Consider the following 21,069-nt stretch of genomic DNA (forward strand, 5'->3'; position numbering starts at 1 on the left):
TAGCCTATAAGCGGCATTCCACCTACCGGATGCGACAATCACAAAGCGGTGTAAAAAACCCCGCCCAACAGCGTTGAACGGGGTTTTCTCGGGATCACGGAAGCGGACTTATCCCTGATAGCCGTACATCGGGAAACGGTCGGTCAGGGCGATGACCTTTTCCTTCACGGCCTGTTCGACGGCGGCATTGCCTTCATCGGAATTGGCAACCTTCAGACCATCGAGAACCTCGGCGATCAGCGAACCGATTTCCTTGAATTCCGTCACGCCGAAGCCGCGCGTCGTGCCGGCGGGCGTGCCAAGACGAACGCCGGAGGTGACGAATGGCTTTTCAGGGTCGAACGGAATGCCGTTCTTGTTGCAGGTGATGTTGGCGCGGCCGAGAGCGGCTTCCGCCCGCTTGCCGGTTGCGTTCTTCGGACGCAGATCGACCAGCATCAGATGGTTGTCGGTGCCGCCCGAAACGATGTCGAGGCCATGCGACTTCAACTCTTCGGCAAGCGCGCGGGCATTGTCCACCACGTTCTTCGCATAGAGCTTGAACTCCGGCTTCAGCGCCTCTGCGAAGGCGACAGCCTTGCCGGCGATGACATGCATCAGCGGGCCGCCCTGAAGGCCGGGGAAGACCGCCGAATTGATCTTCTTGGCAATGTCGGCGTCGTTGGTGAGGATCATGCCGCCGCGCGGGCCGCGAAGCGACTTGTGCGTCGTCGTGGTGCAGACATGGGCATGGGGAACCGGCGACGGATGCTGACCACCGGCCACGAGACCGGCAATATGCGCCATATCGACCATGAGATAGGCGCCCACTTCGTCGGCGATCTCGCGGAAGCGCTTCCAGTCCCAGATGCGCGAATAGGCCGTGCCGCCTGCGAGGATCAGCTTCGGCTTGTTTTCGCGCGCGAGGCGGGCCACTTCGTCCATATCGAGCAGATGGTCGTCCTTGCGCACGCCATAGGACACGACATTGAACCATTTGCCGGACATGTTGACCGGCGAACCATGCGTCAGGTGGCCGCCCGAATTGAGATCGAGGCCCATGAACGTATCGCCCGGCTGGAGCAGCGCGAGGAACACGGCCTGGTTCATCTGGCTGCCGGAATTCGGCTGGACATTGGCGAATTCACAGCCGAAGAGCTTCTTGGCGCGTTCGATGGCCAGTTCTTCCACCACGTCGACATATTGGCAGCCGCCATAATAGCGCTTGCCCGGATAGCCTTCGGCATATTTGTTGGTGAGGATGGAACCCTGCGCTTCCAGAACAGCGCGCGAAACGATGTTTTCCGAGGCGATCAGCTCGATTTCATGGCGCTGGCGACCGAGTTCGTTGCGGATCGCACCGAAAATCTCTGGATCGATGTCCTCGAGGCTTGCATTGAAGAAAACGTCTGAAGACGAATTCCTGGCGGCGGCGTTGGCTTGAGACATGTTTCACACCCTCCGGGTTAGAGCATTTCCAGCAAAAGTGCGAAGCGGTTTTGCGTGGGATAATGCGACAAGGCAAACAGTGGGAGCGGTTCCGACGAACCTGTTCAAACAGGAGCCGCCCTCGCCTGCAAAATCTATCTGGTTGAGGCGCATTATCACACTTGAACGCACAAGGCCAATGGCCGCAAAGCGAAAAGCTTAGTCCAAAATGCGGCAAACCGATTTGATAAATGCTCGATCACCAAAAAGCCGCCCGGAATGGCATCCGGGCGGCTTTCAACAAGGGGATTTTTTGCCGGAATCAGGTGTCCGTGCCAAGCGCCAGTTCGGTTGCGCCGTCCATCTTGTAGATGTCGTCGCGGAACTGCACCACGCCGTCGCCCGTCGACCAGGCGGAAATGTAGACAAAGTGCAGCGGAACCGGATCGGCAAGCTGGATCGGCGTGTTGACGCCGGACTTGATGGTGGCTTCGATATTCTGGCGGTCCCAGCCGGCGGTGTTCTTGAGCAGCCAGACATCGAGATCGCGCACATTCTGTACGCGGACGCAGCCCGACGAGTCGAAGCGCATGAGCTTGTTGAAATAGCTCTTCTGCGGCGTATCGTGCATATAGACCGCATAAGGATTATGAAAGTTGATCTTGGTCGAGGACATGGCGTTGATCTTGCCGGGGTCCTGACGGAACATCAGCTTCACCGCGTCATCCGTGTTCCAGTCCACGCTTTCAGGCGCGACTTCCTGGCCGGACTGGTCGTAAAGACGAATCTTGTTCTTCGTCAGATATTGCGGGTCCTTCCGCATCAGCGGAATGATGTCCTTCTGGATGATCGACTTCGGCGCCGTCCAGTAAGGATTGAGAATGACTTCGTGAATCTTCGAGTTGAGGATCGGCGTCTGGCGGTCGATCTTGCCCACAACAGCCGTGTGGCGCTGCACGACGCTGCCGCCTTCCACGGCCTCGATGCGCGCCGCCGGAATGTTGACCATCACGAAGCGCTGCTCCTGCATGGCCTCGTTGGCCAGCGGCGCCAGGCGTTGCAGATTGGTCTGGAGCTGGCCGAGGCGCGTGTTGACGTCCACATTCATGGCCGCATAGGTGAACTGCCCCATGACGCCATCGGCCGGCAGGCCATGACGGGACTGGAACCGCTTGAGCGCCGCATCGACATAGGTGTCGAAAGCGTTGGACAATCCTGCTTCCTGCGGCAGATCGCCGGAAATCATCAGGCGCTTGCGCAGATATTGCACCGCCGGATCGGTCACGCCGATCTGGAGCTTTGCGTTGCCCGGCACATTCGGCCAGCCGCCGCGCCCGGCAATATCGGTATATTGCGCGATAGCGGTCTGGAGATTGCCGATGGTCTGGGGGCTCAGAACCGGCTGATTGGTCGCGACCCGCTGGCCGCCCGTCGCGCGGGCGTCGAACTGGTCGGCCCAGTTGCCGCGGCGCGGGGCCGAAATAACGTCGGTCAGCACCTGCTGGGCATAGGCCGAGGACACCATGGCGGAGGCTGCCACGGAAAGGCCGGCGGTTGCCGCGCCACGCAGGAAACGGCGGCGGTCGGCCCTGAAGGCATCGGCTGGTCTGTCGGTCTTGGTCATTTTGCTTGGTCCCAAAAGGCTAACCGCTCGCGCGGGATCTTCCCAGAAGAATATCAGCAATAGGTCAACAAGGCGATATCCGGTCTGCAAACCTGCATATCCGCTCGCCCATCCGATGTTTCGTTTCCGACTTTCGTTTTCGGGCCTATTCCTGAAGCTGGCACACTAAAGCGCGTCGCGTTTTATCGTACGGTTGCAACACGCTTTAAGCTTTTGCTTTCATGCATGTCTTTATCCCAGAACCGGTTCCCACTTTTGGGAGACATGCATTATTGCCCGTGCCGTTCCATAACGCTTATGTCACTTTTTATGGCTTAATCATGTCGCATGGCCCGAATTTCAAGCCATGCGCGTCACGATTGGGAGCTTCGCGGCGTCCTGTTCTTCTCAATGGCGGCCTGCTGTGACAGTTCTGCAACAGACACCGACCCCTGACCTTAAAGGCGATAGGCGATGCTGTCGTTCCAGAAGCGGTCAAGGCGCTGCAACGACTTGTTCATCGCCATGAATTCGTCAGCCTGGATGCCGCCGACCTGCTCGATCGAGGCAATATGGCGCTCATAGAGCGAGGCCACCTGGCTGGCGATCTCATTGCCCTTGTCGGTCAGGCTGACGCGCACCGAACGGCGGTCGACGCGCGAGCGCTGATGATGGATGAAGCCCATATCGACCAGCTTCTTCAGATTGTACGAAACATTGGAGCCGAGATAATAACCGCGTGAGCGCAGTTCACCGGCGGTCAGTTCGGAATTACCGATGTTGAACAGCAAAAGCGCCTGCGTCGCGTTGATGTCGTTCTGGCCGTTGCGGTCGAACTCGTCCTTGACGACGTCGAGCAGGCGGCGATGCAGGCGCTCGACCAGCTGGAGCGCTTCCAGATAAAGCGAGCGAAGTGCAGTTTCCGGGGTCGTGAGCGGTGCGGATATGTCCGTCTTGCGCTGTGCGTTGATCATGTCTTTTGCCTCTCTGCCGGAGCCGCATTTCATGAAACCATGATGCAGCTCTCTTCCTGTTTATGCGGTGTATTGTTTTTCACCTTGTCTGGAGAGGAATTTAGGGGAGATGCATAAAATTCGACTTAAAAGTCAGCCTTAACAGTAACTTACCGGCGAGATTGGTCATTCAGGCTTAATGTTTGCTTACCTGCCGGCCATTGCAGGCTGTCCCGTCAAAAGGCGTCAACCCCGCGAAAAGCCCGGTTTTCCGGGCAGTTGGCGCGCGCCCGGATTAAACTTTCTTCATTTGAGAATGCGCCGCGGAATGACTAGATACGGGTCTGCCCACAACCTTCCGGAGAGATCATGGCACTTCCCCTTGCTCGTTTTTTCATTGTCGGCGGCCTGTTGAGCTTTACCGGCCTCGCACATGCCGAACCGGCAGCCGCACCGCAGATGTCCCGTGTGCCCCAGGTGACGATGTATAAAGACCCCTATTGCGGATGCTGCGACGGCTGGGCGGACCATATGAAGGCGGCGGGCTTCAATGTCAGCGTCAAGGTCGTGGACACGATGGACAGCGTAAAGGCAAAATATGGCGTCGGCGCCAATCTCGCCTCGTGCCACACGGCGGTCGTCGATGGCTATGTCGTCGAGGGTCATGTTCCGGCCGGTGCGGTCAAGCGCCTGCTGGCGGAACGCCCGCAGGCAACGGGGCTGACCGCGCCCGGCATGCCGATGGGATCGCCGGGCATGGAAATGCCGGGCAGCAAGGCCGACACCTACGATGTCCTGCTTTTCAAGGGGCAGATGACAAAGCCCTTCGCCCGCTATGAAGGCACGCAGGCGCTCTGAAAGTCAGACCGGCAGGCTCGCGCGGGCCTGCCGTCTCTTCTCCAAAAAGAGCAGGACACGAAACACGATATAGATGCCGATACAGGCCAGGTTGAACCCGACCGTCAGCGGCCTGTATTCGAAATGCCTCGAAAAGACGGAATAAATGGCGATCTCGCCAAGCGCCGCCACAAACCATAGCACAGCCCCCCAGGGCGCCCGCATCCACAGACCAGTCGCGGCAACGGGCATCAGCACCGCCAGCGCGACAACGGCCGTCTGCCACAGCCAGGGCATCAGATCGAAACGCCATAAAAGTCCGGGGTGAATACCGATCAGCCTGATCCAGTAGAAAACACCGCTGGCCAGCGCCACGAGGGCGAGTATCCGGATGAACCATGTAAAGGCCCATTCGGTCCCGCCGGGCTGGCTATGCTGGCGCAGCTCGTTCATATGCATCAGCCAATCCTCATGTGAAGGTCAGTTCCTTTTCACCCAGAGTGGCAAAATAGGCATTGACCTGTTCGGGCTTCACCTCATCGGGGTTTGCCGGTTGCCATGTCGGCGCGCCGTCCTTGTCGATGAGCAATGCGCGAACGCCTTCATAGAAATCGTGCCCTTCCAGCATGCGGTTGGCAATGCGGTATTCCATGCGCATGCAATCGTCGAGATCGAGCGGACGGCCATCGGCAATCTGGCGGAACGTCACCGCGACGCTGGTTGGCGAGCGGGTGGCGATCACCTTCACAATGTCCATTGCAGCCTTGCTGCCCGCTTCGGCTGCTTTTTCGAGCGCCGCCATGCAGTCGCCAAGCGTTGTGCCCGAAAAGCATTCAGCGATGATCTGGCGCGTTTCGACCGGGGTTTCAAAATCGGGATACTGGCTGCGCGTCAATGCCGCATCGATATCGGCGGTTGCGATGATGTCTTCGCGCACATCGTGCAGATCGCTTGCGGCGAGCGCATGTGTCGCAATGCCGCTTTGCAGGCAGTCGCCCCAGCGGATGCGATTGCCGGTCAGCGCCAGATAGTAGCCGAAATTGTCGTGCAGATGCGGCAGGAAAGCGCTGCCGCCCACGTCGGGGAAAAAGCCGATGCCGGTTTCCGGCATGGCGAACATGGTGTTCTCGGTCACAATGCGGTGCGACCCATGCACGGAAATGCCCGCGCCGCCGCCCATGACGATGCCGTTGATCAGCGAGATATAAGGCTTCGGAAAACGTCCGATCCGGGCATTGAGCCGATATTCGTCGTGGAAGAATTCATAGGCAGGCGTTCCGGCCTGTCCGGCCTTATAGGCGGCGACCACATCGCCGCCCGCACAAAACGCCCGCCCCTCGCCTTCAAGAATCACGCAGGCCACCTCAGGATCGGTCTCCCAGGCCTGCAAGGCGCGGTCGAGCGCCAGAATCATATTATGCGTCAGCGCATTGAGGGCCTCGGTCCGCGTGAGCTTCACAAGCCCCGCTTTTCCCCTGCGTTCAAAGCTGATTTCGCTGCCACCACCGAAGTCAATCTGCATATCGTGTCTCCCGTTCACCCAAATGGGTAGAAAGTGACGCGCCCCGCGTCAATCCTGCACAGGTCAATGTTCTTGGTTTCACCGCTTTTCCCATGATAAACGGTGCCTATCCGGTACCGGCCCTGGGGCGTCCCGCTCCAAGGCGTCAATTCTCGGGAACAGTTTCATGACCGACCGCCAGTCCAAATATCCGCCCGCCAATATCAGCCAGCATGTCGATGAGGTCACCGGCAGCAGACGCCTGCGCCGCATGCGCAAGGCCGACTGGTCGCGCAGGCTGGTGCAGGAAACCCGGCTGACGGTGGACGATCTCATCCTGCCTTTCTTCCTCACCTATGGCACCGGCGTGGCAGAGCCTGTGGAGGCGATGCCGGGCGTCGAACGCTATTCGGTCGACATGGCCGTGCGCATGGCGGAAAAGGCTGCAAGGCTCGGCATTCCCGCCATCGCCCCCTTCCCGCGCGAAAAGCTGGAAGTGAAGACCGAAGACGGCGCCTTTGTCGCAAGCCCCGACAATCTGATCAATCGCGCCGTGCGCGCGATCAAGAAGGAAGTGCCGGAAATCGGCATCATCACCGATGCGGCGCTCGATCCCTTCACCACGCATGGCCATGACGGCATTTTGCGCAATGGCGAGATCATCAATGACGAATCGGTCGCGATGGTCGTGCGCGGCGCGCTGTCGCAGGCGGAAGCCGGCGCCGATATCATCGCGCCGTCCGACATGATGGACGGCCGCGTCGGCGCGGTGCGCCAGGCCCTCGACGAGCACGGGTTCAGCCATCTGCCGATCATGTCCTATGCCACCAAATTTGCATCCGCCTTCTATGGCCCCTACCGCGATGCCATCGGCACGCAGGGGCTGTTGAAGGGCGACAAGAAGACCTATTACCTCGATCCCGCCAACCCGGAAGAAGCCGTGCGCGAGGCCGAGCAGGATATTGCCGAAGGCGCGGACATGCTGATGGTCAAGCCCGGCCTGCCCTATCTCGACATCATCCATCGCCTGAAAAGCACGTTCCGCCTGCCGACCTATGCCTATCAGGTGTCGGGCGAATATGCGATGATCAAGGCCGCTGGCATCAATGGCTGGATCGACGAGGAAAAGGTGATGATGGAAAGCCTGCTCGCCTTCAAGCGTGCCGGCTGTGACGGCATTCTGACCTATTTCGCACTCGACGTGGCCGAAAAGCTCAAGCAACAAGGTTAGGCTGCGGTCCTTCCGGCGGGAAATCATCGGTTTTCCTTGAAACCGCCGGTTTTGGTTCCCATGTTGTTGTCTGTCCCGCCGCAGTGGCGGCACAGCGCCGGTTGTCTTGTTCCCCGGACGCTTCCCTGGAAACGACTGGAAGGAAAAATGTCCGACCATATTCTGCACGGCGAAGTCATGGGCCCGCGTTATGAAAGCCGCGCATTCTTTGAAGGCGTGCGCACGCGCCGTATTATGGCTTTTCTGATCGATTACCTGATTGTTTTTCTGCTCTGCATTCCCGCAGCCATCATCATTGCAATCCTCGGCATCATTACGCTGAGCCTTGGCTGGATGCTCTACGGCATCATGTTTCCCATGGTTGCGCTGTTTTATGTGGCGCGCACGCTGGGCGGGCCGCAGCAGGCCACCAAGGGCATGCAGATGATGAACATCAAGCTCGTCCGGCTTGAAGGCGGCACGGTCGACCCCATGCTTGCAATCGTGCACACGGTCCTGTTCTGGGGCCTGAACGTCGTCCTGACGCCGCTGATCCTGCTTGCGACGCTCGTTCTCGACCGCAAGCGCACCGTGCACGACCTGTTGCTCGGCACGGCTGTCATCCGCTCGGATCGATAAGCGGACAGATCAAAAAAATTCAGAGCCGGCCGCGCAAAATGCCTATTGACGTTTTGCGCGGCCGGCTCAATCCTTATGTCCAGTATCGTGATGGTTTTGCGAGAGCATTTCCAGCAAAAATGCGAAGCGGTTTTGTGTAGGAAAATGCGTCAAAGCGGATAAATCAAGCCATTTCGTGGATATTGAATGACCCATCAACCGCAACAGTCTCCGCAGTTTTTTCTGACAGCTCCATCGCCCTGTCCCTATCTTGAAGGTCAGATGGAGCGAAAAGTCTTTACGCATCTGGTGGGCGACAAGGCCAACGAGATCAACGATCTCCTGACCCAGGGCGGTTTCCGCCGTTCCCAGAATATTGCCTACCGCCCGGCCTGCGAATTGTGCAGGGCCTGCATATCCGTTCGCATTCTGGCCGGTGAATTTGAAATGACGCGCAACATGCGGCGCGTCTGGACGCAGAACAACGATCTGATCGGGCGCGTGCACAAGGCACAGCCCAGCACCGAACAATATGCGCTCTTCCGCGACTATCTCGACGCGCGCCACCGTTCCGGCGGCATGTCGGACATGACCGTTCTCGATTATGCGATGATGATTGAGGATACGCATGTGAACACGCAGATCATCGAATATCGCAAGCGCGGCCCGGAAAGCTTCATCAGCGCCAAGAGCGATGGCGAACTGGTTGCCGTGGCGCTGACCGACGTGATGGCCGACGGGCTTTCGATGGTCTATTCGTTCTTCTCACCGCATATGCATGAGCGGTCGCTCGGCACCTATATGATCCTCGATCATATCCAGCGCGCCCATGCCGCCGGTCTGCCGCATGTCTATCTCGGCTATTGGGTCGAGGGATCACGCAAGATGCAATATAAAATCCGCTTCACCCCGCAGGAGCATCTGGGCCCACGGGGCTGGCAGCGGTTTGAGGGTTAAGGGCGTGGAATAGGCATTTTATCAATAGTTATTCCGAACTGAGACGCAATTTTTTCAGCGGCATCCGGTCGAAGGCAATACATTGCTCGTAATTCACACGAGGTAGCGTCCCAATTATCATAAGAGACTGGCGCCAATCGCAGATTTCCCGATTTCTTTGTTGCGGGAAGGAAAAAGCCGACATGGCAGTAACGTTTTCCATAATTATTCCGATCGGCAACAATGTATATTGTTGAACCATAAACGTTCTTAACGCCAGCTCCAAAACATCTGCGAACATCCTGGGGACTGTATCCGATCTGCTGCGACTGGATAGCGAGTGCCCGTGTCAACGGAGTCGGCCCATTTACTTCAATATGACAACATGGTTTCTTTTCGGGCACACAACCTCCCAAAAAAGCGCCACTTAAAATCAAAAATCCGAGCCCGAAGAATCGTTTACCCATAATTGCCCCCCTTTAAATGATCTAGTCGTTAGAACTTGCCCGAACGCGGAAACCCCTTCGGCACCAGACGGCCGGCAGAGGCGCGAGCGCCGATCCATTCGACCAGCTCTTCCTTGCTGCGATTGAAGGTGCGTTCTGCTGAATCCTGCCAGGAAAGCCCTTCGGCAATGGCAAAGGTGCGGACGTCGGACACACCGCCATCCTTGTACTTCTGCAGGCGCACGCCCTTGCCGCGGGTCATTTCCGGAATGTCGGAAAGCGGGAAGACCACCATCTTGCGGTTCTCGCCCACCACTGCGATATGATCGCCGGAAACACGCTGGCAAAGCTTCGCCTCATCCGGCGCTTTCACGTTCATCACCTGCTTGCCCTTGCGGGTATTGGCGACCGCCTCATTTTCCGGCACGATGAAACCGTTGCCCTCGTGGCTGACGAGCAGCAGCTTGGCCGAAGGATCATGCACGAAGGCCGTCAGAATGTCCTGATCGTTTTCCATATCGACCAGAATGCGGATCGGTTCGCCATGGCCGCGACCGCCCGGCAGCGTGTTCGCGCCGATGGTGAAGAACTTGCCGCCCGTCGTGAAGAACAGAAGCTTGTCCGTCGTCTCGGCATGGAAAGCGAGCTTGAGCTTGTCGCCTTCCTTGAAAGCGAGCGTCGCGAAATCGGCCAGATGCCCCTTCATCGCGCGCAGCCAGCCCTTTTCCGACACCACGATGGTAACAGGCTCGCGCTCGATCATCGCGTGATGGATATCTTCCAGATCATGCGTCGGTGCACCGGCAAAAGTCGTGCGGCGCCTGCCAAGTTCCGTCGTCGGGCCGAACTTTTCCCGTACCGCCTTGATTTCGGCGCTGATCTTCTTCCATCGGCGGATTTCACCACGGCTATCTGTACTAAGCAGATCTTCCAAATCAGCTTTTTCAGCAGTTAAACTGTCAAACTCCTTGCGGATTTCGAATTCCTCAAGCTTGCGCAAGGAACGCAGGCGCATATTGAGGATCGACTCGGCCTGAACGTCGGTCAGTTCGAAAGCCCGCATCAGTTCCTGTTTCGGCTCATCCTCCTCGCGGATGATGCGGATCACCTCATCCAGATTGAGATAGGCGATCAGGAAGCCGCCAAGGATCTCCAGACGCCTTTCGATTTCCGCCAGACGGAACTGCGAGCGGCGGACAAGCACTTCCTTGCGATGGTCGAGCCATTCGCGCAGAACGCTGCCCAGCGACAGGACATTCGGCACCTTGCCGTGCGACAGCACATTCATGTTCAAGGAGACGCGGCTTTCCAGTTCGGTCAGCTTGAACAGCGATTCCATCAGCAATTCAGGATCGACGGTACGGTTCTTCGGCTCCAGAACGATGCGGATGTCTTCCGCCGATTCATCGCGAATGTCGTCGAGCAGCGGCAGCTTCTTTGCCAGCAGCAATTCCGCGATCTTTTCGATGAGGCGCGACTTCTGCACCTGATAGGGAATTTCGGTGACGACGATCACCCAGGTGCCGCGATTGCCCTCTTCCTTTTCCCAGCGGGCGCGCACGCGAAATGCGCCGCGACCCGTGCGATAGGCCTCAAGGATATTGCCATGCTCTTCGACAAGGATGCCGCCGGTCGGGAAATCCGGGCCGCGCACCTTGCATTTCAAAAGTGCGGCCGGATCGGTCTGGGCTTCCTGCTCGATCTGCGCCCATTGTTCCGGCGAGGTAACAAGTTCCTCCACCGGCGCATCGAAATGATTGATGAGATAGAGCGCCGACGAGCAAAGCTCCGCCACATTATGCGGCGGAATATTGGTGGCCATGCCGACCGCGATGCCCGCCGAACCATTGGCCAGCAGGTTCGGGAAAGCGCCCGGCAGAACGATGGGCTCCTCGTCCTCCTCATTATAGGTCGGGCGGAAATCGATGGCGTTTTCGTTGATACCTTCCAGCAGCAGCGTCGCCACTTCCGTCATGCGCGCTTCGGTGTAGCGCATGGCAGCCGCATTATCGCCGTCGATATTGCCGAAATTGCCCTGCCCGTCCACGAGCGGATAACGCACCGCGAAATCCTGCGCCAGACGCACCAGCGCGTCATAGATCGAGGCATCGCCATGAGGATGGAACTTGCCCATCACGTCGCCCACGATACGGGCGCATTTCGCATAAGCCTGATCGGGATTGAGGCGCAAGAGACGCATGGCGTGCATGATGCGGCGGTGCACCGGCTTCAGGCCGTCGCGCACATCCGGCAGCGCACGATGCATGATCGTCGACAGCGCATAAGCGAGGTAACGTTCCTCGAGAGCCGATTTGAGATCGACCCGCTCGATGTGTTCTTCGCCGTCATCCGGCGGAATCAGACTTTTTCCCATGTCTCTCAGTACCAACTGCGCGATTCGTCAGCAAGGGTTGAGGAGAACCAATCCAGTACATTCGTCACCCACAGTCGCAATCCTGCCGCCATTTGTGGCCTATAGAGTTGCCAGAAGCAAATTTGTGCGGCTGCAATCGCGGGCTGAGGAAATCATGCTGTTATCGCGCATGATTTCCGCCTATGAAAGCCGCGCTACATCAAGGATTAAGGCAGGAGCTTCGAATGCAGGTTTTCGTCAATCTCAAGCCAGCGGCCCGTGTTCTGGCAGCCGGCACAGCACTTTCGCTGCTTTTCGGCAGCGCGGCCATGGCAGCCGATGCCAATGCGGTCGCCGAGCGCATCAAGGCGCTTTACGCAAAACAGGGCGGCGAACTGAGCTTCGCCAATGTCGAGGCGAACGGCGCCGATATCGTGCTTCAGGGCACCAGGATCAAGCTGCCGACGGTGGACGAAGACGAAACCGCGCTTGGCGACGTGACGCTCCAGAACGTTCAGGATACGCCGGATGGCGGCTACATCATAGAGCAGGTCACTGTGCCCGATCTTGCCTTTACCGGACAGAAGGACAAGAACGACAAGGCCGAGATCAAGGGCCTCTCGATGCAGAATGTGCATATCCCGTCGGAAACGGCCAAGGGCCCGCTCGGCAGCGTGGTCATGTATGACAAGCTGAAGATCGACGAGATCCAGTTCGGCAAGCCCGGCACGGATGGCGCCACGGTGAAGGGGTTCGACCTGTCGCTCGACACCTCCAACAAGGCCGAGAAGATCGACTATGTCTGGACGGTTGCCAATATCGACGCGACCTTTGAAAAGGGCGACAAGAACCCGCTCGCCCCGCTTGGCATGAACAGCTTCAACGGTTCGCTGAACTCGCGGGGAAGCTGGTCGCCGAAAACCGGCGACACATCGCTCGACCAGATGGAGATTCAGGCAGCCGAACTCGGCAAGATCAACATCACCGGCAGTCTCGGCGGATATGACCTGGCTTTCCTCGAAGCCGTCCAGAAGACACAGGAAAGCATGAACAAGGCCGACGCCGACAAGGATGCCGCCGGTCTTGCCATTCTGGGCCTGGCGGAACAATTGAACCTGAAGAACCTGTCGATCCGCTTCGACAACGACACGCTTGCCCAGAAGCTTCTCGACTATTACGGCAAGCAGCAGGGTGCCGACGGCAAGCAGCTTGGCCAGCAAATGAAGATGATGGTTCCGCTGATGGCAACGCAGCTGAAGAACCCGGAATTCGCCCAGCAGCTCAAGGCCGCGTCCGACAAGTTCTTCGACGATCCGAAATCGCTGACCATCAGTGCCGCGCCGGACCAGCCCGTAACCTTCGCTTCCATCGTTGCCACCGCATCGCTGGACCCGACGAAGATCATCCAGCTTCTGAAAGTCAGCGTCGACGCCAACAATTGAAAAACAAGCCCGGTGAGTTTCCTCACCGGGCTTTTTCAAAGGCAATGAAAACCCGGCTCAAGGCCGGGTTTTTTGTCTGTTTTAGAGCATTTCCAGCAAAAGTGCGAAGCGGTTTTGCGTCGGATAATGCGTGAAGACAAATAGATAGAGCGGTTCCGACGATTCCGTTTAAACCGGAACCGCTCTAGCTTTTCTGTACCGGTGCCAGACGGATATGCAGATCGCGCAGCTGCGCGGGCGTCACATCCGAAGGCGCGTTCATCAGAAGGTCGAGCGCCTGCTGGTTCATCGGGAACAGCGAGATTTCGCGCAGGTTCTTCGCGCCGACCAGAAGCATGATGACGCGGTCGATACCCGCCGCCATGCCGCCATGCGGAGGCGCGCCATACTGGAATGCGCGGTAAAGACCGCCGAAACGCTCTTCCACGTCCTGCTGGCTAAGGCCGACCTTTTCAAAGGCCTTGACCATGACGTCCGGCAGCTGGTTGCGGATCGAACCGGAGGCAATCTCGAAGCCATTGCAGACGAGGTCGTACTGGTAGGCCTTGATTTCCAGCGGATCCTGGTTTTCCAGCGCGTCCATACCGCCCTGCGGCATGGAGAACGGATTGTGCGCGAAGTCGAGCTTCTTGTTGTCCTCGTCCCATTCGTAGAACGGGAAGTCGATGATCCAGGCGAGTTCGAAACGGTCGCGATCGACGAGGTTCAGTTCCTCGCCAGCGCGCGTGCGGGCATCGCCCGCGAACTTGTAGAACTTGGACGGCAGGCCGGCCACGAAGAAGCAGGCATCGCCATCGCCGAGGCCAAGCTGGTTGCGCAGCGCTTCGGTGCGTTCCTCGCCGATGTTCTTGGCAATCGGGCCTGCGCCTTCGAGCTTGTCGCCTTCCTTGCGCCAGAAGATATAGCCGAGGCCCGGCTGGCCCTCGCCCTGCGCCCAGGAGTTCATGCGGTCGCAGAAGGCGCGCGAACCGCCCGTCTTGGCGGGGATTGCCCAGACTTCGACCTTCGGGTCGTTGGCGATCATGTTTGCGAAGACCTTGAAGCCGGAGCCCGCAAAATGGTCGGTCACGGCCTGCATCTCGATCGGGTTGCGCAGGTCCGGCTTGTCCGAGCCATAGGTGCGGATCGCGTCATCATAGGCGATGCGGCGGAACTTCTGCGTCACCGGCTTGCCTTCGGCGAACTCTTCGAAGATGCCGCGCATGACGGGTTCCATCGTTTCCCAGACTTCTTCCTGGGTCACGAAGCTCATTTCAAGGTCGAGCTGATAGAACTCGCCCGGCAGGCGGTCGGCACGCGGGTCTTCGTCGCGGAAGCAGGGCGCGATCTGGAAATAGCGGTCGAAACCGGCCACCATCAGAAGCTGCTTGTATTGCTGCGGCGCCTGCGGCAGCGCGTAGAACTTGCCTTCATGAATACGGCTCGGCACGAGGAAGTCGCGCGCGCCTTCCGGCGAGGAAGCCGTCAGGATCGGCGTGGTGAACTCGTTGAAGCCGATTTCGGTCATGCGGCGACGCATCGCGGCAATGATCTTCGTGCGGCTCATGATGTTCTTGTGCAGCGTTTCGCGGCGCAGATCGAGGAAGCGGTATTTCAGGCGGATATCTTCCGGATAGTCCGGCTCGCCGAAGACCGGCAGCGGCAATTCCTTGGCGGCGGCCAGCACTTCGATTTCGGTTGCGAAAATCTCGACTTCGCCGGTCGGCAGATTCGCATTGACCGCATCGTCGGCACGGGCCTTCACTTCACCATCGACGCGGATGACCCACTCGCCGCGAACGGTTTCGGCAACCTTGAAGGCGGGCGAATCGGGATCGGCCACGATCTGGGTAATGCCGTAATGATCGCGGAGATCGATGAAGAGAATGCCGCCATGGTCACGGACGCGATGAACCCAGCCGGACAGACGGACAGTCGAACCAACGTCCGTCTTGCGAAGGGCTGCGCAGGTATGGCTGCGGTAACGGTGCATGATTTCTGCCTTTTGGAATAGGATAAGTCAGTGCAGGCAAAGCGCTGCAATTCTGGGCGGAAAAGCGCATTTTGACCGGGTTTTGTCAAGCCTGCATTCCCGACAAGGCTGTGCAACGGCGCTCCATGACATAAGGTGACGACAAAAAACACTATTTGCACTTGTTATACGGCGCATTTTGCGCATTCTTTCGCGACAAGCGGCCGCGCTTTCTCTAAAAGGTAGACATGCATCTCATCACGACGACAGAGGCCCTCGAAGAGGCCGTATCCGCCCTTGCCAAATCCGATTTCGTCACGGTCGACACGGAGTTCATCCGTGAAACGACGTTCTGGCCGGAATTGTGCCTGATCCAGATGGCGTCGCCCGACCACACCGCACTGGTGGACGCGCTCGCGCCGGGGCTGGACCTTGCGCCCTTCTTTCGCCTGATGGCGGATGAAAAGATCGTCAAGGTTTTCCACGCCGCGCGACAGGACATCGAAATCGTCTTCCATCTCGGCGGCCTCATCCCCTCGCCGGTCTTCGACAGTCAGGTGGCGGCGATGGTCTGCGGGTTTGGCGATGCCATTTCCTATGACCAGCTTGTGCAGAAGGTCACAGGCAAGCATATCGACAAGTCGTCGCGCTTCACCGACTGGCGCCGCCGCCCGCTGTCCGACAAGCAGCTCGACTACGCGCTGGCCGACGTCACCTATCTGCGCGACATCTACCTCTATCTGAAGGAAGAGCTTCGCAAAGAAGGGCGCAGCGAGTGGGTGAATGAGGAAATGGCGGTGCTCACCGCCCGCGAAACCTACGACCTGCATCCCGACGATGCATGGCGGCGTGTGAAGGCGCGCGTGCGCAAGCCGCTGGAGCTTGCCATCGTGCAGGCCGTTGCCGCCTGGCGCGAGCGCGAAGCGCGCGAGCGCAATGTGCCGCGCGGCCGCATCATCAAGGACGACACGATTGCCGAAATCGCACAGCAGCAGCCGCGTGATGCGGAAGCGCTCGGCCGCCTTCGTTCCATCCCCAAGGGCTGGGAACGTTCGGCACAGGCGGCGGGCCTCGTCGCGGCGATCCAGTCCGCGCTTGAAATCCCCAAGGAAGACCTGCCGAAATTGCCGAAGCCGTCCCATTCGTCGGAAGGCAGCGCGGCGGCGGCGGATATTCTCAAGGTCCTGCTCAAGCTTGTGACGGAAGAGCACGGCGTCGCGGCGAAGATCGTGGCAAGCTCCGACGATATCGACAAGATCGCTTCCGAAGGCGACAAGGCCAATGTGCCTGCCCTGCATGGCTGGCGCCGCGAGGTCTTCGGCCAGAAGGCACTCGATCTCATCGACGGCAAGATCGGCATCAAGTTCGAGAACCGGCGGATCAGGGCGGTTGAGTTAGGGCAGTAAGTGAGTAGGGCAGTAAGGCAGTATGTTTAACGCGAGCATGAACATACTGCCTTACTGCCCTATTGCCCTACTGCCTTATTCCCTCGTCCCCTCAATCGCCGCATCGCCAACCGCGAAATAGATGGTCTTTCCCGTCAGCTTCGAAAGTTGTTGCAGGCGGCCCTCAGGGCGGTCCGAAATCAGATCGGCAAGATCGCCGGGAACCACCAGCGCAATGCCGTTTTCCTCCTCGCGCCACACAAGGCGCGGAATGACGCCGGGCATCGAAGCCGACAGAAGATAGACCACGCGCAGCAAGGCGCCGAGCAGCTTTGCCCTTTCGCGCAGGCGCGGCGTGGCAAGCTGCACGATTTCCGGCGCGATCTCGTCCTCGATCAGCCCTTCATGGCGATAATAATTGGCAAGCGCCATGAAGGAGCGTCCGGCATGGTCGATCCCGCCGAACGAGCCATGGGCGATGATGTTCAGTGCCTGCGAGCCACGATAGTCTGGATGCGCGCGCCAGCTTATATCGGCCACAAGGCAGGCAGCCTGCCTGTAGCGCACCTCGTTCTCGGTTTCATCGAAGCCGAGAACCGGCAGGGACAAGGTCGTCCAGCTTGCCAGTTCGCGGGCATGGCGCGGCGAACGCGAGCGCAGGATGGACAATTCGTCCGCCGAGGCCAGCAGCGGGTCGAGCCGCTGCTCGTTCTTCGGCAAAAGCGAATAGAGATAACCCTCGCGCACGCCAAGCGCCGAGAAGACGATCTTCGAAGGCTGCATCAGCCGAATTGTTTCCAGAAGCACCGTTGCGCCATAGGCGAGAAGCTGGCGGCGGTTTTTCGAAACCGCCTCGATGCCCCGCATCGTGTCCAGATTGCCCTTGGCGACACGCTTCAGGAAGCTTTGCGCTTCCACCGGGTCCATTTCATAGCCGTGCATGACATGCAGCGGATAGTTCTTCGCCGTCATGTGCAGCTTGGCAAGGTTTCGCCACGTGCCGCCCACCGCATAGAAGACCTGGCCCTGATGCGCCTTCAGAAGCGTCGCCTTGGCAAGTTCCGTGCGCGCAATCTTCGTCGCCTCGGGCAGTTTCTCGTTGGACATGTCCTGCAAGCGCAGGCCACCCAGCGGCAGGGTGATCCCCTCGCCCACCTCATGATCGTCCACGGCGACCAGTTCCAGACTGCCGCCGCCAAGGTCGCCCGTTATGCCCTTCGGCTTGTAAAAGCCGGAAATGATGCCGAGCGCCGAATAATAGGCCTCCTCCTTGCCGGAGAGCACTTCGATATGGCGACCGAGAATGGCTTCCGCCTGCGCGATGAAGTCCGGCCCGTTTTTCGCCTCGCGCGCCGCAGCGGTCGCCAGCGCGTGGATCGAAACCGCACCGGCCTGTTCCGCCAGAGCGCGAAAACGCTTCAGCGCACGAAGCGCCGCCTCAACGGATTTCTCGTTGAGCTTGCCGGTTTTCGCCAGCCCCTTTCCGAGGCCGCAGAGAATTTTTTCGTTGAAAAGCACCGTCGGCGAACGCACGATGCCTTCATAGATGACGACACGGATCGAGTTCGAGCCAATGTCGATGACCGCGACGGGTTTCAGTCCCTTCAGGCGGCCTTGTGCTAAAGCTGGACTCATGCAGTCGTTTTTCTTTCCGCCTGCGCGCGCTTGCGATGCGCGATAAGGCGGGGGGCCGAAGACTTCAGCGACTTTCCGCGACCCGACAGGCTAGGATTGGTCATGAAATATTCCTGCGCGTTGAAAGCTTCCTCTCCTTCTTCCTTTTCTATCCGGCGAGAGGTGCCGTCCGCAAGTAGCTGATAGCTCTGTTGGTTATCAATTATGTTGGCAAACATGATTTGCGACAGGATTTGCTGATGCACTGTGGCATTTGTGATCGGAACGAGGGTCTCCACGCGGCGATCCAGATTGCGCGGCATCATGTCGGCCGAGCCGATATAGACGATCGCCTTGTCGGACGGCAGGTCATGCCCGTTTCCGAAGCAGAAAATGCGGCTATGCTCCAGAAAACGCCCGACAATCGACTTGGCGCGAATATTGTCGGAAAGCCCCGGAACACCGGGGCGCAGGCAGCAGATGCCGCGCACGACGAGATCGATCTGCACACCCGCCTGGCTCGCCATATAGAGCGCGTCAATGATCTGTGGATCGACCAGTGAGTTCATCTTCATCCAGATCGCCGCAGGTTTTCCGGCCTTCGCATGGGCAACCTCGTCCTCGATGTGCCTGAGGATGCGCGCGCGCAGCGTAAAGGGTGAAATCGCGATCTTCATCTCTTCGGCGGGCTGGGCATAGCCGGTGATGAAATTGAAGATATGCGCCACATCGCGGGCAATATCGGCATCCGACGTGAAGAAGGAAAGATCTGTATAGATGCGCGCCGTGATCGGGTGATAATTGCCGGTGCCAAGATGCACATAGGAGCGCAGCCTCTGGTCTTCGCGGCGCACCACTAGCGACATTTTCGCGTGGGTTTTCAATTCGATAAAGCCGAACACCACCTGAACGCCCGCGCGTTCCAGATCGCGCGCCCAGCGAATATTGGCTTCCTCGTCGAAGCGGGCCTTCAATTCCACCAGCGCCGTCACCGACTTGCCCGCTTCCGCCGCATCCACCAGCGCGCGCACGATCGGGCTGTCATTGGAGGTGCGGTAAAGCGTCTGCTTGATCGCCAGCACATCCGGGTCGGCTGCCGCCTGGCGCAGGAACTGCACCACCACGTCGAAGGATTCATAAGGATGGTGGACCACGATATCCTTTTCGCGAATCGCGGCGAAGCAATCGCCGCCATGTTCGCGGATGCGCTCGGGAAAACGCGGATTGTAGGACACGAATTTGAGGTCTTCACGCGGGATCGACACGATCTCCGAAATCATGTTCAGCGCCAGCAGCCCCTCATGCACGCTGATGCGGTTTTCCGAAACGCCCAGTTCCGTCGCCACGAAGATGCGCAGCGCCTCCGGCATTTCACCGTCGAACTCGATGCGGATCACCTGGCCGCGGCGGCGGCGCTTCAGCGCCGTCTCAAACAGGCGAACGAGGTCTTCCGCCTCTTCCTCCACTTCGATGTCGCTGTCGCGGATGATGCGGAACGTGCCGGCGCCGCGCACTTCATAACCGGGGAAAAGCCGCCCGATGAACAGGCTCACCGCATCCTCGATGGTGATGAAGCGATAGACATTCACCTGATCGGTCGGCAACTGGATAAAGCGCTTCAGCGCAACCGGAATGCGCAGCAGCGCCGTCATCGGATGATTGTCGGCGCGCCGCGCAAGCTGCAAGGCGATGGAGAAGCCGAGATTCGGAATGAACGGGAACGGATGCGCCGGATCGATGGAAAGCGGCGTCAGGACCGGGAAAATCGTTTCGAGGAAGTGATTTTCAAGCCATTCCTTTTCCGGCTTTGAAAGCGCGGACGGGCGCACGATCTCGATGCTTTCCCGTTCCAGCTCCTTGCGCAGCGCGCGCAGGCGCTGCTGCTGTTCTTCCTGCAAGCGGCCCACTTCGTCCAGAACGAAATCAAGCTGTTCCTGCGGCGTGCGTCCATCGGCGCTGCGCAGCGCCACCCCGGCGCGGACCTGCGCGGCAAGACCGGCAATGCGGACCATGAAGAATTCATCGAGATTGGCGGCGGAAATCGACAGGAAGCGCAGGCGCTCAAGCAGGGGCTGGCGCATATTCGCGGCTTCCTCAAGAACGCGCCGGTTGAATTGCAGCCAGGAAAACTCGCGATTGACGAAGCGGTCGGCACTTTCCATCAGCTCGCCATTCAAAGCTTTGTGAATGTCGGGGGCTGCATCCATGTCGGGAACGATGGGTGGAGTGGAGGCCTGTCCGGCTGTCATTTCGTGTGTTCCGCCTTGGAGTGCGTTGGGGGTTTCGCTCGCCATAACACTGTTTTCGTTCATTTTTTCTGTCCCGACTACCGCCGGAACATTCCGGCCCTGCCTTAAACCTATGGCTGTCATATGACAGTTTGATAGCAATTGGCTTGAAATGTCTCCAGAATTGATGAAAACGCTTCCGGAAACAAGACTTTCGCGGTACATGCATGGCAATGTTTATGCATGATCCTGTCCGGCACACGGTTCAGGGCCATGCCATACCGCCCATCGACCAGAACCGGAGCATGTTATGTCCGATCACATCATTCCTCACTTTCAGAACGACGCCGGCCATGCGGCCATCGAAATCGGCGTGAAGGAATTCATGTGCGTCGGTGCAAACCCGCCCTTCGATCACCCGCATGTGTTTCTCGACATGGGGGATGAGAGCGAAGTCGTTTGCCCCTATTGCTCGACGCTCTATCGCCACAATGCCAAGCTCCATGCCGACGAAACCATTCCGGCTGGCTGCGTCTACGAAGCGCCTGCCGGCAAGACCGCTGACAGGGCAGCCTGATCCTTCCG

Annotated in this window: 16 protein-coding genes; 7 read left to right on the forward strand and 9 right to left on the reverse strand. The window is 58.8% G+C overall.

From position 1 onward, the window contains the following. Positions 1-108 precede the first annotated feature (108 nt). From glyA to ldtR, 3 genes are all read right to left on the reverse strand, one after another. Positions 109-1,428, reverse strand: a complete 1,320-nt coding sequence (gene glyA / locus AVM02_RS12450; protein ID WP_411507257.1) for a serine hydroxymethyltransferase — start codon at positions 1,426-1,428, stop codon at positions 109-111. A 301-nt stretch (positions 1,429-1,729) separates the two neighbouring features. After that, the gene (locus AVM02_RS12455) at positions 1,730-3,031 is read right to left on the reverse strand and encodes a L,D-transpeptidase family protein (protein WP_411507258.1); all 1,302 of its coding nucleotides are present in this window, start codon (positions 3,029-3,031) and stop codon (positions 1,730-1,732) included. Positions 3,032-3,468: 437 nt separating this feature from the next. Next, a complete protein-coding gene (gene ldtR, locus AVM02_RS12460; RefSeq protein ID WP_411507259.1) occupies positions 3,469-3,984 on the reverse strand; it encodes a transcriptional regulator LdtR in 516 nt (171 codons plus the stop codon). A 348-nt stretch (positions 3,985-4,332) separates the two neighbouring features. Here ldtR and AVM02_RS12465 point away from each other — a divergent pair, with 348 nt between their 5' ends. Further along, the gene (locus AVM02_RS12465) at positions 4,333-4,821 is read left to right on the forward strand and encodes a DUF411 domain-containing protein (protein ID WP_411507260.1); all 489 of its coding nucleotides are present in this window, start codon (positions 4,333-4,335) and stop codon (positions 4,819-4,821) included. A gap of 3 nt (positions 4,822-4,824) precedes the next feature. Here AVM02_RS12465 and AVM02_RS12470 read toward each other — a convergent pair whose 3' ends face one another. Together AVM02_RS12470 and AVM02_RS12475 are read right to left on the reverse strand one after the other, a co-directional pair. Continuing rightward, a complete protein-coding gene (locus AVM02_RS12470) occupies positions 4,825-5,259 on the reverse strand; it encodes a DUF6163 family protein (protein ID WP_411507261.1) in 435 nt (144 codons plus the stop codon). Positions 5,260-5,269: 10 nt separating this feature from the next. Beyond that, positions 5,270-6,322, reverse strand: a complete 1,053-nt coding sequence (locus tag AVM02_RS12475) for an enoyl-CoA hydratase/isomerase family protein (protein WP_411507262.1) — start codon at positions 6,320-6,322, stop codon at positions 5,270-5,272. Positions 6,323-6,488: 166 nt separating this feature from the next. Here AVM02_RS12475 and hemB point away from each other — a divergent pair, with 166 nt between their 5' ends. The 3 genes from hemB to AVM02_RS12490 all read left to right on the forward strand — a co-directional run bounded on the left by hemB (position 6,489) and on the right by AVM02_RS12490 (position 9,086). Continuing rightward, positions 6,489-7,532, forward strand: coding sequence for a porphobilinogen synthase (hemB, locus tag AVM02_RS12480; RefSeq protein ID WP_411507263.1), 1,044 nt, complete (start codon positions 6,489-6,491; stop codon positions 7,530-7,532). Positions 7,533-7,679: 147 nt separating this feature from the next. Continuing rightward, entirely contained in the window at positions 7,680-8,150 is a 471-nt protein-coding gene (locus AVM02_RS12485; protein ID WP_104753952.1) for an RDD family protein, read from the forward strand. Between the two features lie 186 nt (positions 8,151-8,336). Further along, complete coding sequence (locus AVM02_RS12490; protein ID WP_411507264.1) at positions 8,337-9,086, forward strand: arginyltransferase; 750 nt, start codon at positions 8,337-8,339, stop codon at positions 9,084-9,086. Between the two features lie 474 nt (positions 9,087-9,560). Here AVM02_RS12490 and parC read toward each other — a convergent pair whose 3' ends face one another. Continuing rightward, a complete protein-coding gene (parC, locus tag AVM02_RS12495; RefSeq protein ID WP_411507265.1) occupies positions 9,561-11,885 on the reverse strand; it encodes a DNA topoisomerase IV subunit A in 2,325 nt (774 codons plus the stop codon). Positions 11,886-12,109: 224 nt separating this feature from the next. Between parC and AVM02_RS12500 the strand changes: the two genes are divergently transcribed. Next, entirely contained in the window at positions 12,110-13,306 is a 1,197-nt protein-coding gene (locus AVM02_RS12500) for a hypothetical protein (RefSeq protein WP_411507266.1), read from the forward strand. A gap of 184 nt (positions 13,307-13,490) precedes the next feature. Here the strand turns inward: AVM02_RS12500 and aspS are convergent, their stop codons facing one another. Next, positions 13,491-15,278, reverse strand: coding sequence for an aspartate--tRNA ligase (gene aspS, locus AVM02_RS12505; RefSeq protein WP_411507267.1), 1,788 nt, complete (start codon positions 15,276-15,278; stop codon positions 13,491-13,493). Between the two features lie 227 nt (positions 15,279-15,505). Here aspS and rnd point away from each other — a divergent pair, with 227 nt between their 5' ends. Then, a complete protein-coding gene (gene rnd / locus AVM02_RS12510; protein ID WP_411507268.1) occupies positions 15,506-16,663 on the forward strand; it encodes a ribonuclease D in 1,158 nt (385 codons plus the stop codon). A gap of 75 nt (positions 16,664-16,738) precedes the next feature. Here the strand turns inward: rnd and ppx are convergent, their stop codons facing one another. After that, positions 16,739-18,277 (reverse strand): exopolyphosphatase, encoded by a 1,539-nt coding sequence (ppx, locus tag AVM02_RS12515; RefSeq protein ID WP_411507269.1) that lies wholly within the window; start codon positions 18,275-18,277, stop codon positions 16,739-16,741. Further along, entirely contained in the window at positions 18,274-20,505 is a 2,232-nt protein-coding gene (locus tag AVM02_RS12520) for an RNA degradosome polyphosphate kinase (protein ID WP_411507270.1), read from the reverse strand. The genes ppx and AVM02_RS12520 overlap by 4 nt, the downstream gene beginning before the upstream one ends. 289 nt (positions 20,506-20,794) lie before the next feature. Here AVM02_RS12520 and AVM02_RS12525 point away from each other — a divergent pair, with 289 nt between their 5' ends. Beyond that, positions 20,795-21,061, forward strand: a complete 267-nt coding sequence (locus AVM02_RS12525; RefSeq protein ID WP_411507271.1) for a zinc-finger domain-containing protein — start codon at positions 20,795-20,797, stop codon at positions 21,059-21,061. Positions 21,062-21,069: the final 8 nt, after the last annotated feature.

This window comes from Brucella anthropi, from assembly GCF_046630315.1.
Taxonomy (GTDB): domain Bacteria; phylum Pseudomonadota; class Alphaproteobacteria; order Rhizobiales; family Rhizobiaceae; genus Brucella; species Brucella anthropi_A.

Bases quoted from the DNA above. Each gene is read 5' to 3' on its own strand.
- AVM02_RS12490 (WP_411507264.1), top strand. From the start codon at position 8,337: ATGACCCATCAACCGCAACAGTCTCCGCAGTTTTTTCTGACAGCTCCA.
- AVM02_RS12525 (WP_411507271.1), top strand. From the start codon at position 20,795: ATGTCCGATCACATCATTCCTCACTTTCAGAACGACGCCGGCCATGCG.
- AVM02_RS12500 (WP_411507266.1), top strand. From the start codon at position 12,110: ATGCAGGTTTTCGTCAATCTCAAGCCAGCGGCCCGTGTTCTGGCAGCC.
- ldtR (WP_411507259.1), bottom strand. From the start codon at position 3,984: ATGATCAACGCACAGCGCAAGACGGACATATCCGCACCGCTCACGACC.
- AVM02_RS12520 (WP_411507270.1), bottom strand. From the start codon at position 20,505: ATGACAGCCGGACAGGCCTCCACTCCACCCATCGTTCCCGACATGGAT.
- rnd (WP_411507268.1), top strand. From the start codon at position 15,506: ATGCATCTCATCACGACGACAGAGGCCCTCGAAGAGGCCGTATCCGCC.
- parC (WP_411507265.1), bottom strand. From the start codon at position 11,885: ATGGGAAAAAGTCTGATTCCGCCGGATGACGGCGAAGAACACATCGAG.
- aspS (WP_411507267.1), bottom strand. From the start codon at position 15,278: ATGCACCGTTACCGCAGCCATACCTGCGCAGCCCTTCGCAAGACGGAC.
- AVM02_RS12455 (WP_411507258.1), bottom strand. From the start codon at position 3,031: ATGACCAAGACCGACAGACCAGCCGATGCCTTCAGGGCCGACCGCCGC.
- AVM02_RS12470 (WP_411507261.1), bottom strand. From the start codon at position 5,259: ATGCATATGAACGAGCTGCGCCAGCATAGCCAGCCCGGCGGGACCGAA.
- ppx (WP_411507269.1), bottom strand. From the start codon at position 18,277: ATGAGTCCAGCTTTAGCACAAGGCCGCCTGAAGGGACTGAAACCCGTC.
- glyA (WP_411507257.1), bottom strand. From the start codon at position 1,428: ATGTCTCAAGCCAACGCCGCCGCCAGGAATTCGTCTTCAGACGTTTTC.
- AVM02_RS12485 (WP_104753952.1), top strand. From the start codon at position 7,680: ATGTCCGACCATATTCTGCACGGCGAAGTCATGGGCCCGCGTTATGAA.
- AVM02_RS12465 (WP_411507260.1), top strand. From the start codon at position 4,333: ATGGCACTTCCCCTTGCTCGTTTTTTCATTGTCGGCGGCCTGTTGAGC.
- AVM02_RS12475 (WP_411507262.1), bottom strand. From the start codon at position 6,322: ATGCAGATTGACTTCGGTGGTGGCAGCGAAATCAGCTTTGAACGCAGG.
- hemB (WP_411507263.1), top strand. From the start codon at position 6,489: ATGACCGACCGCCAGTCCAAATATCCGCCCGCCAATATCAGCCAGCAT.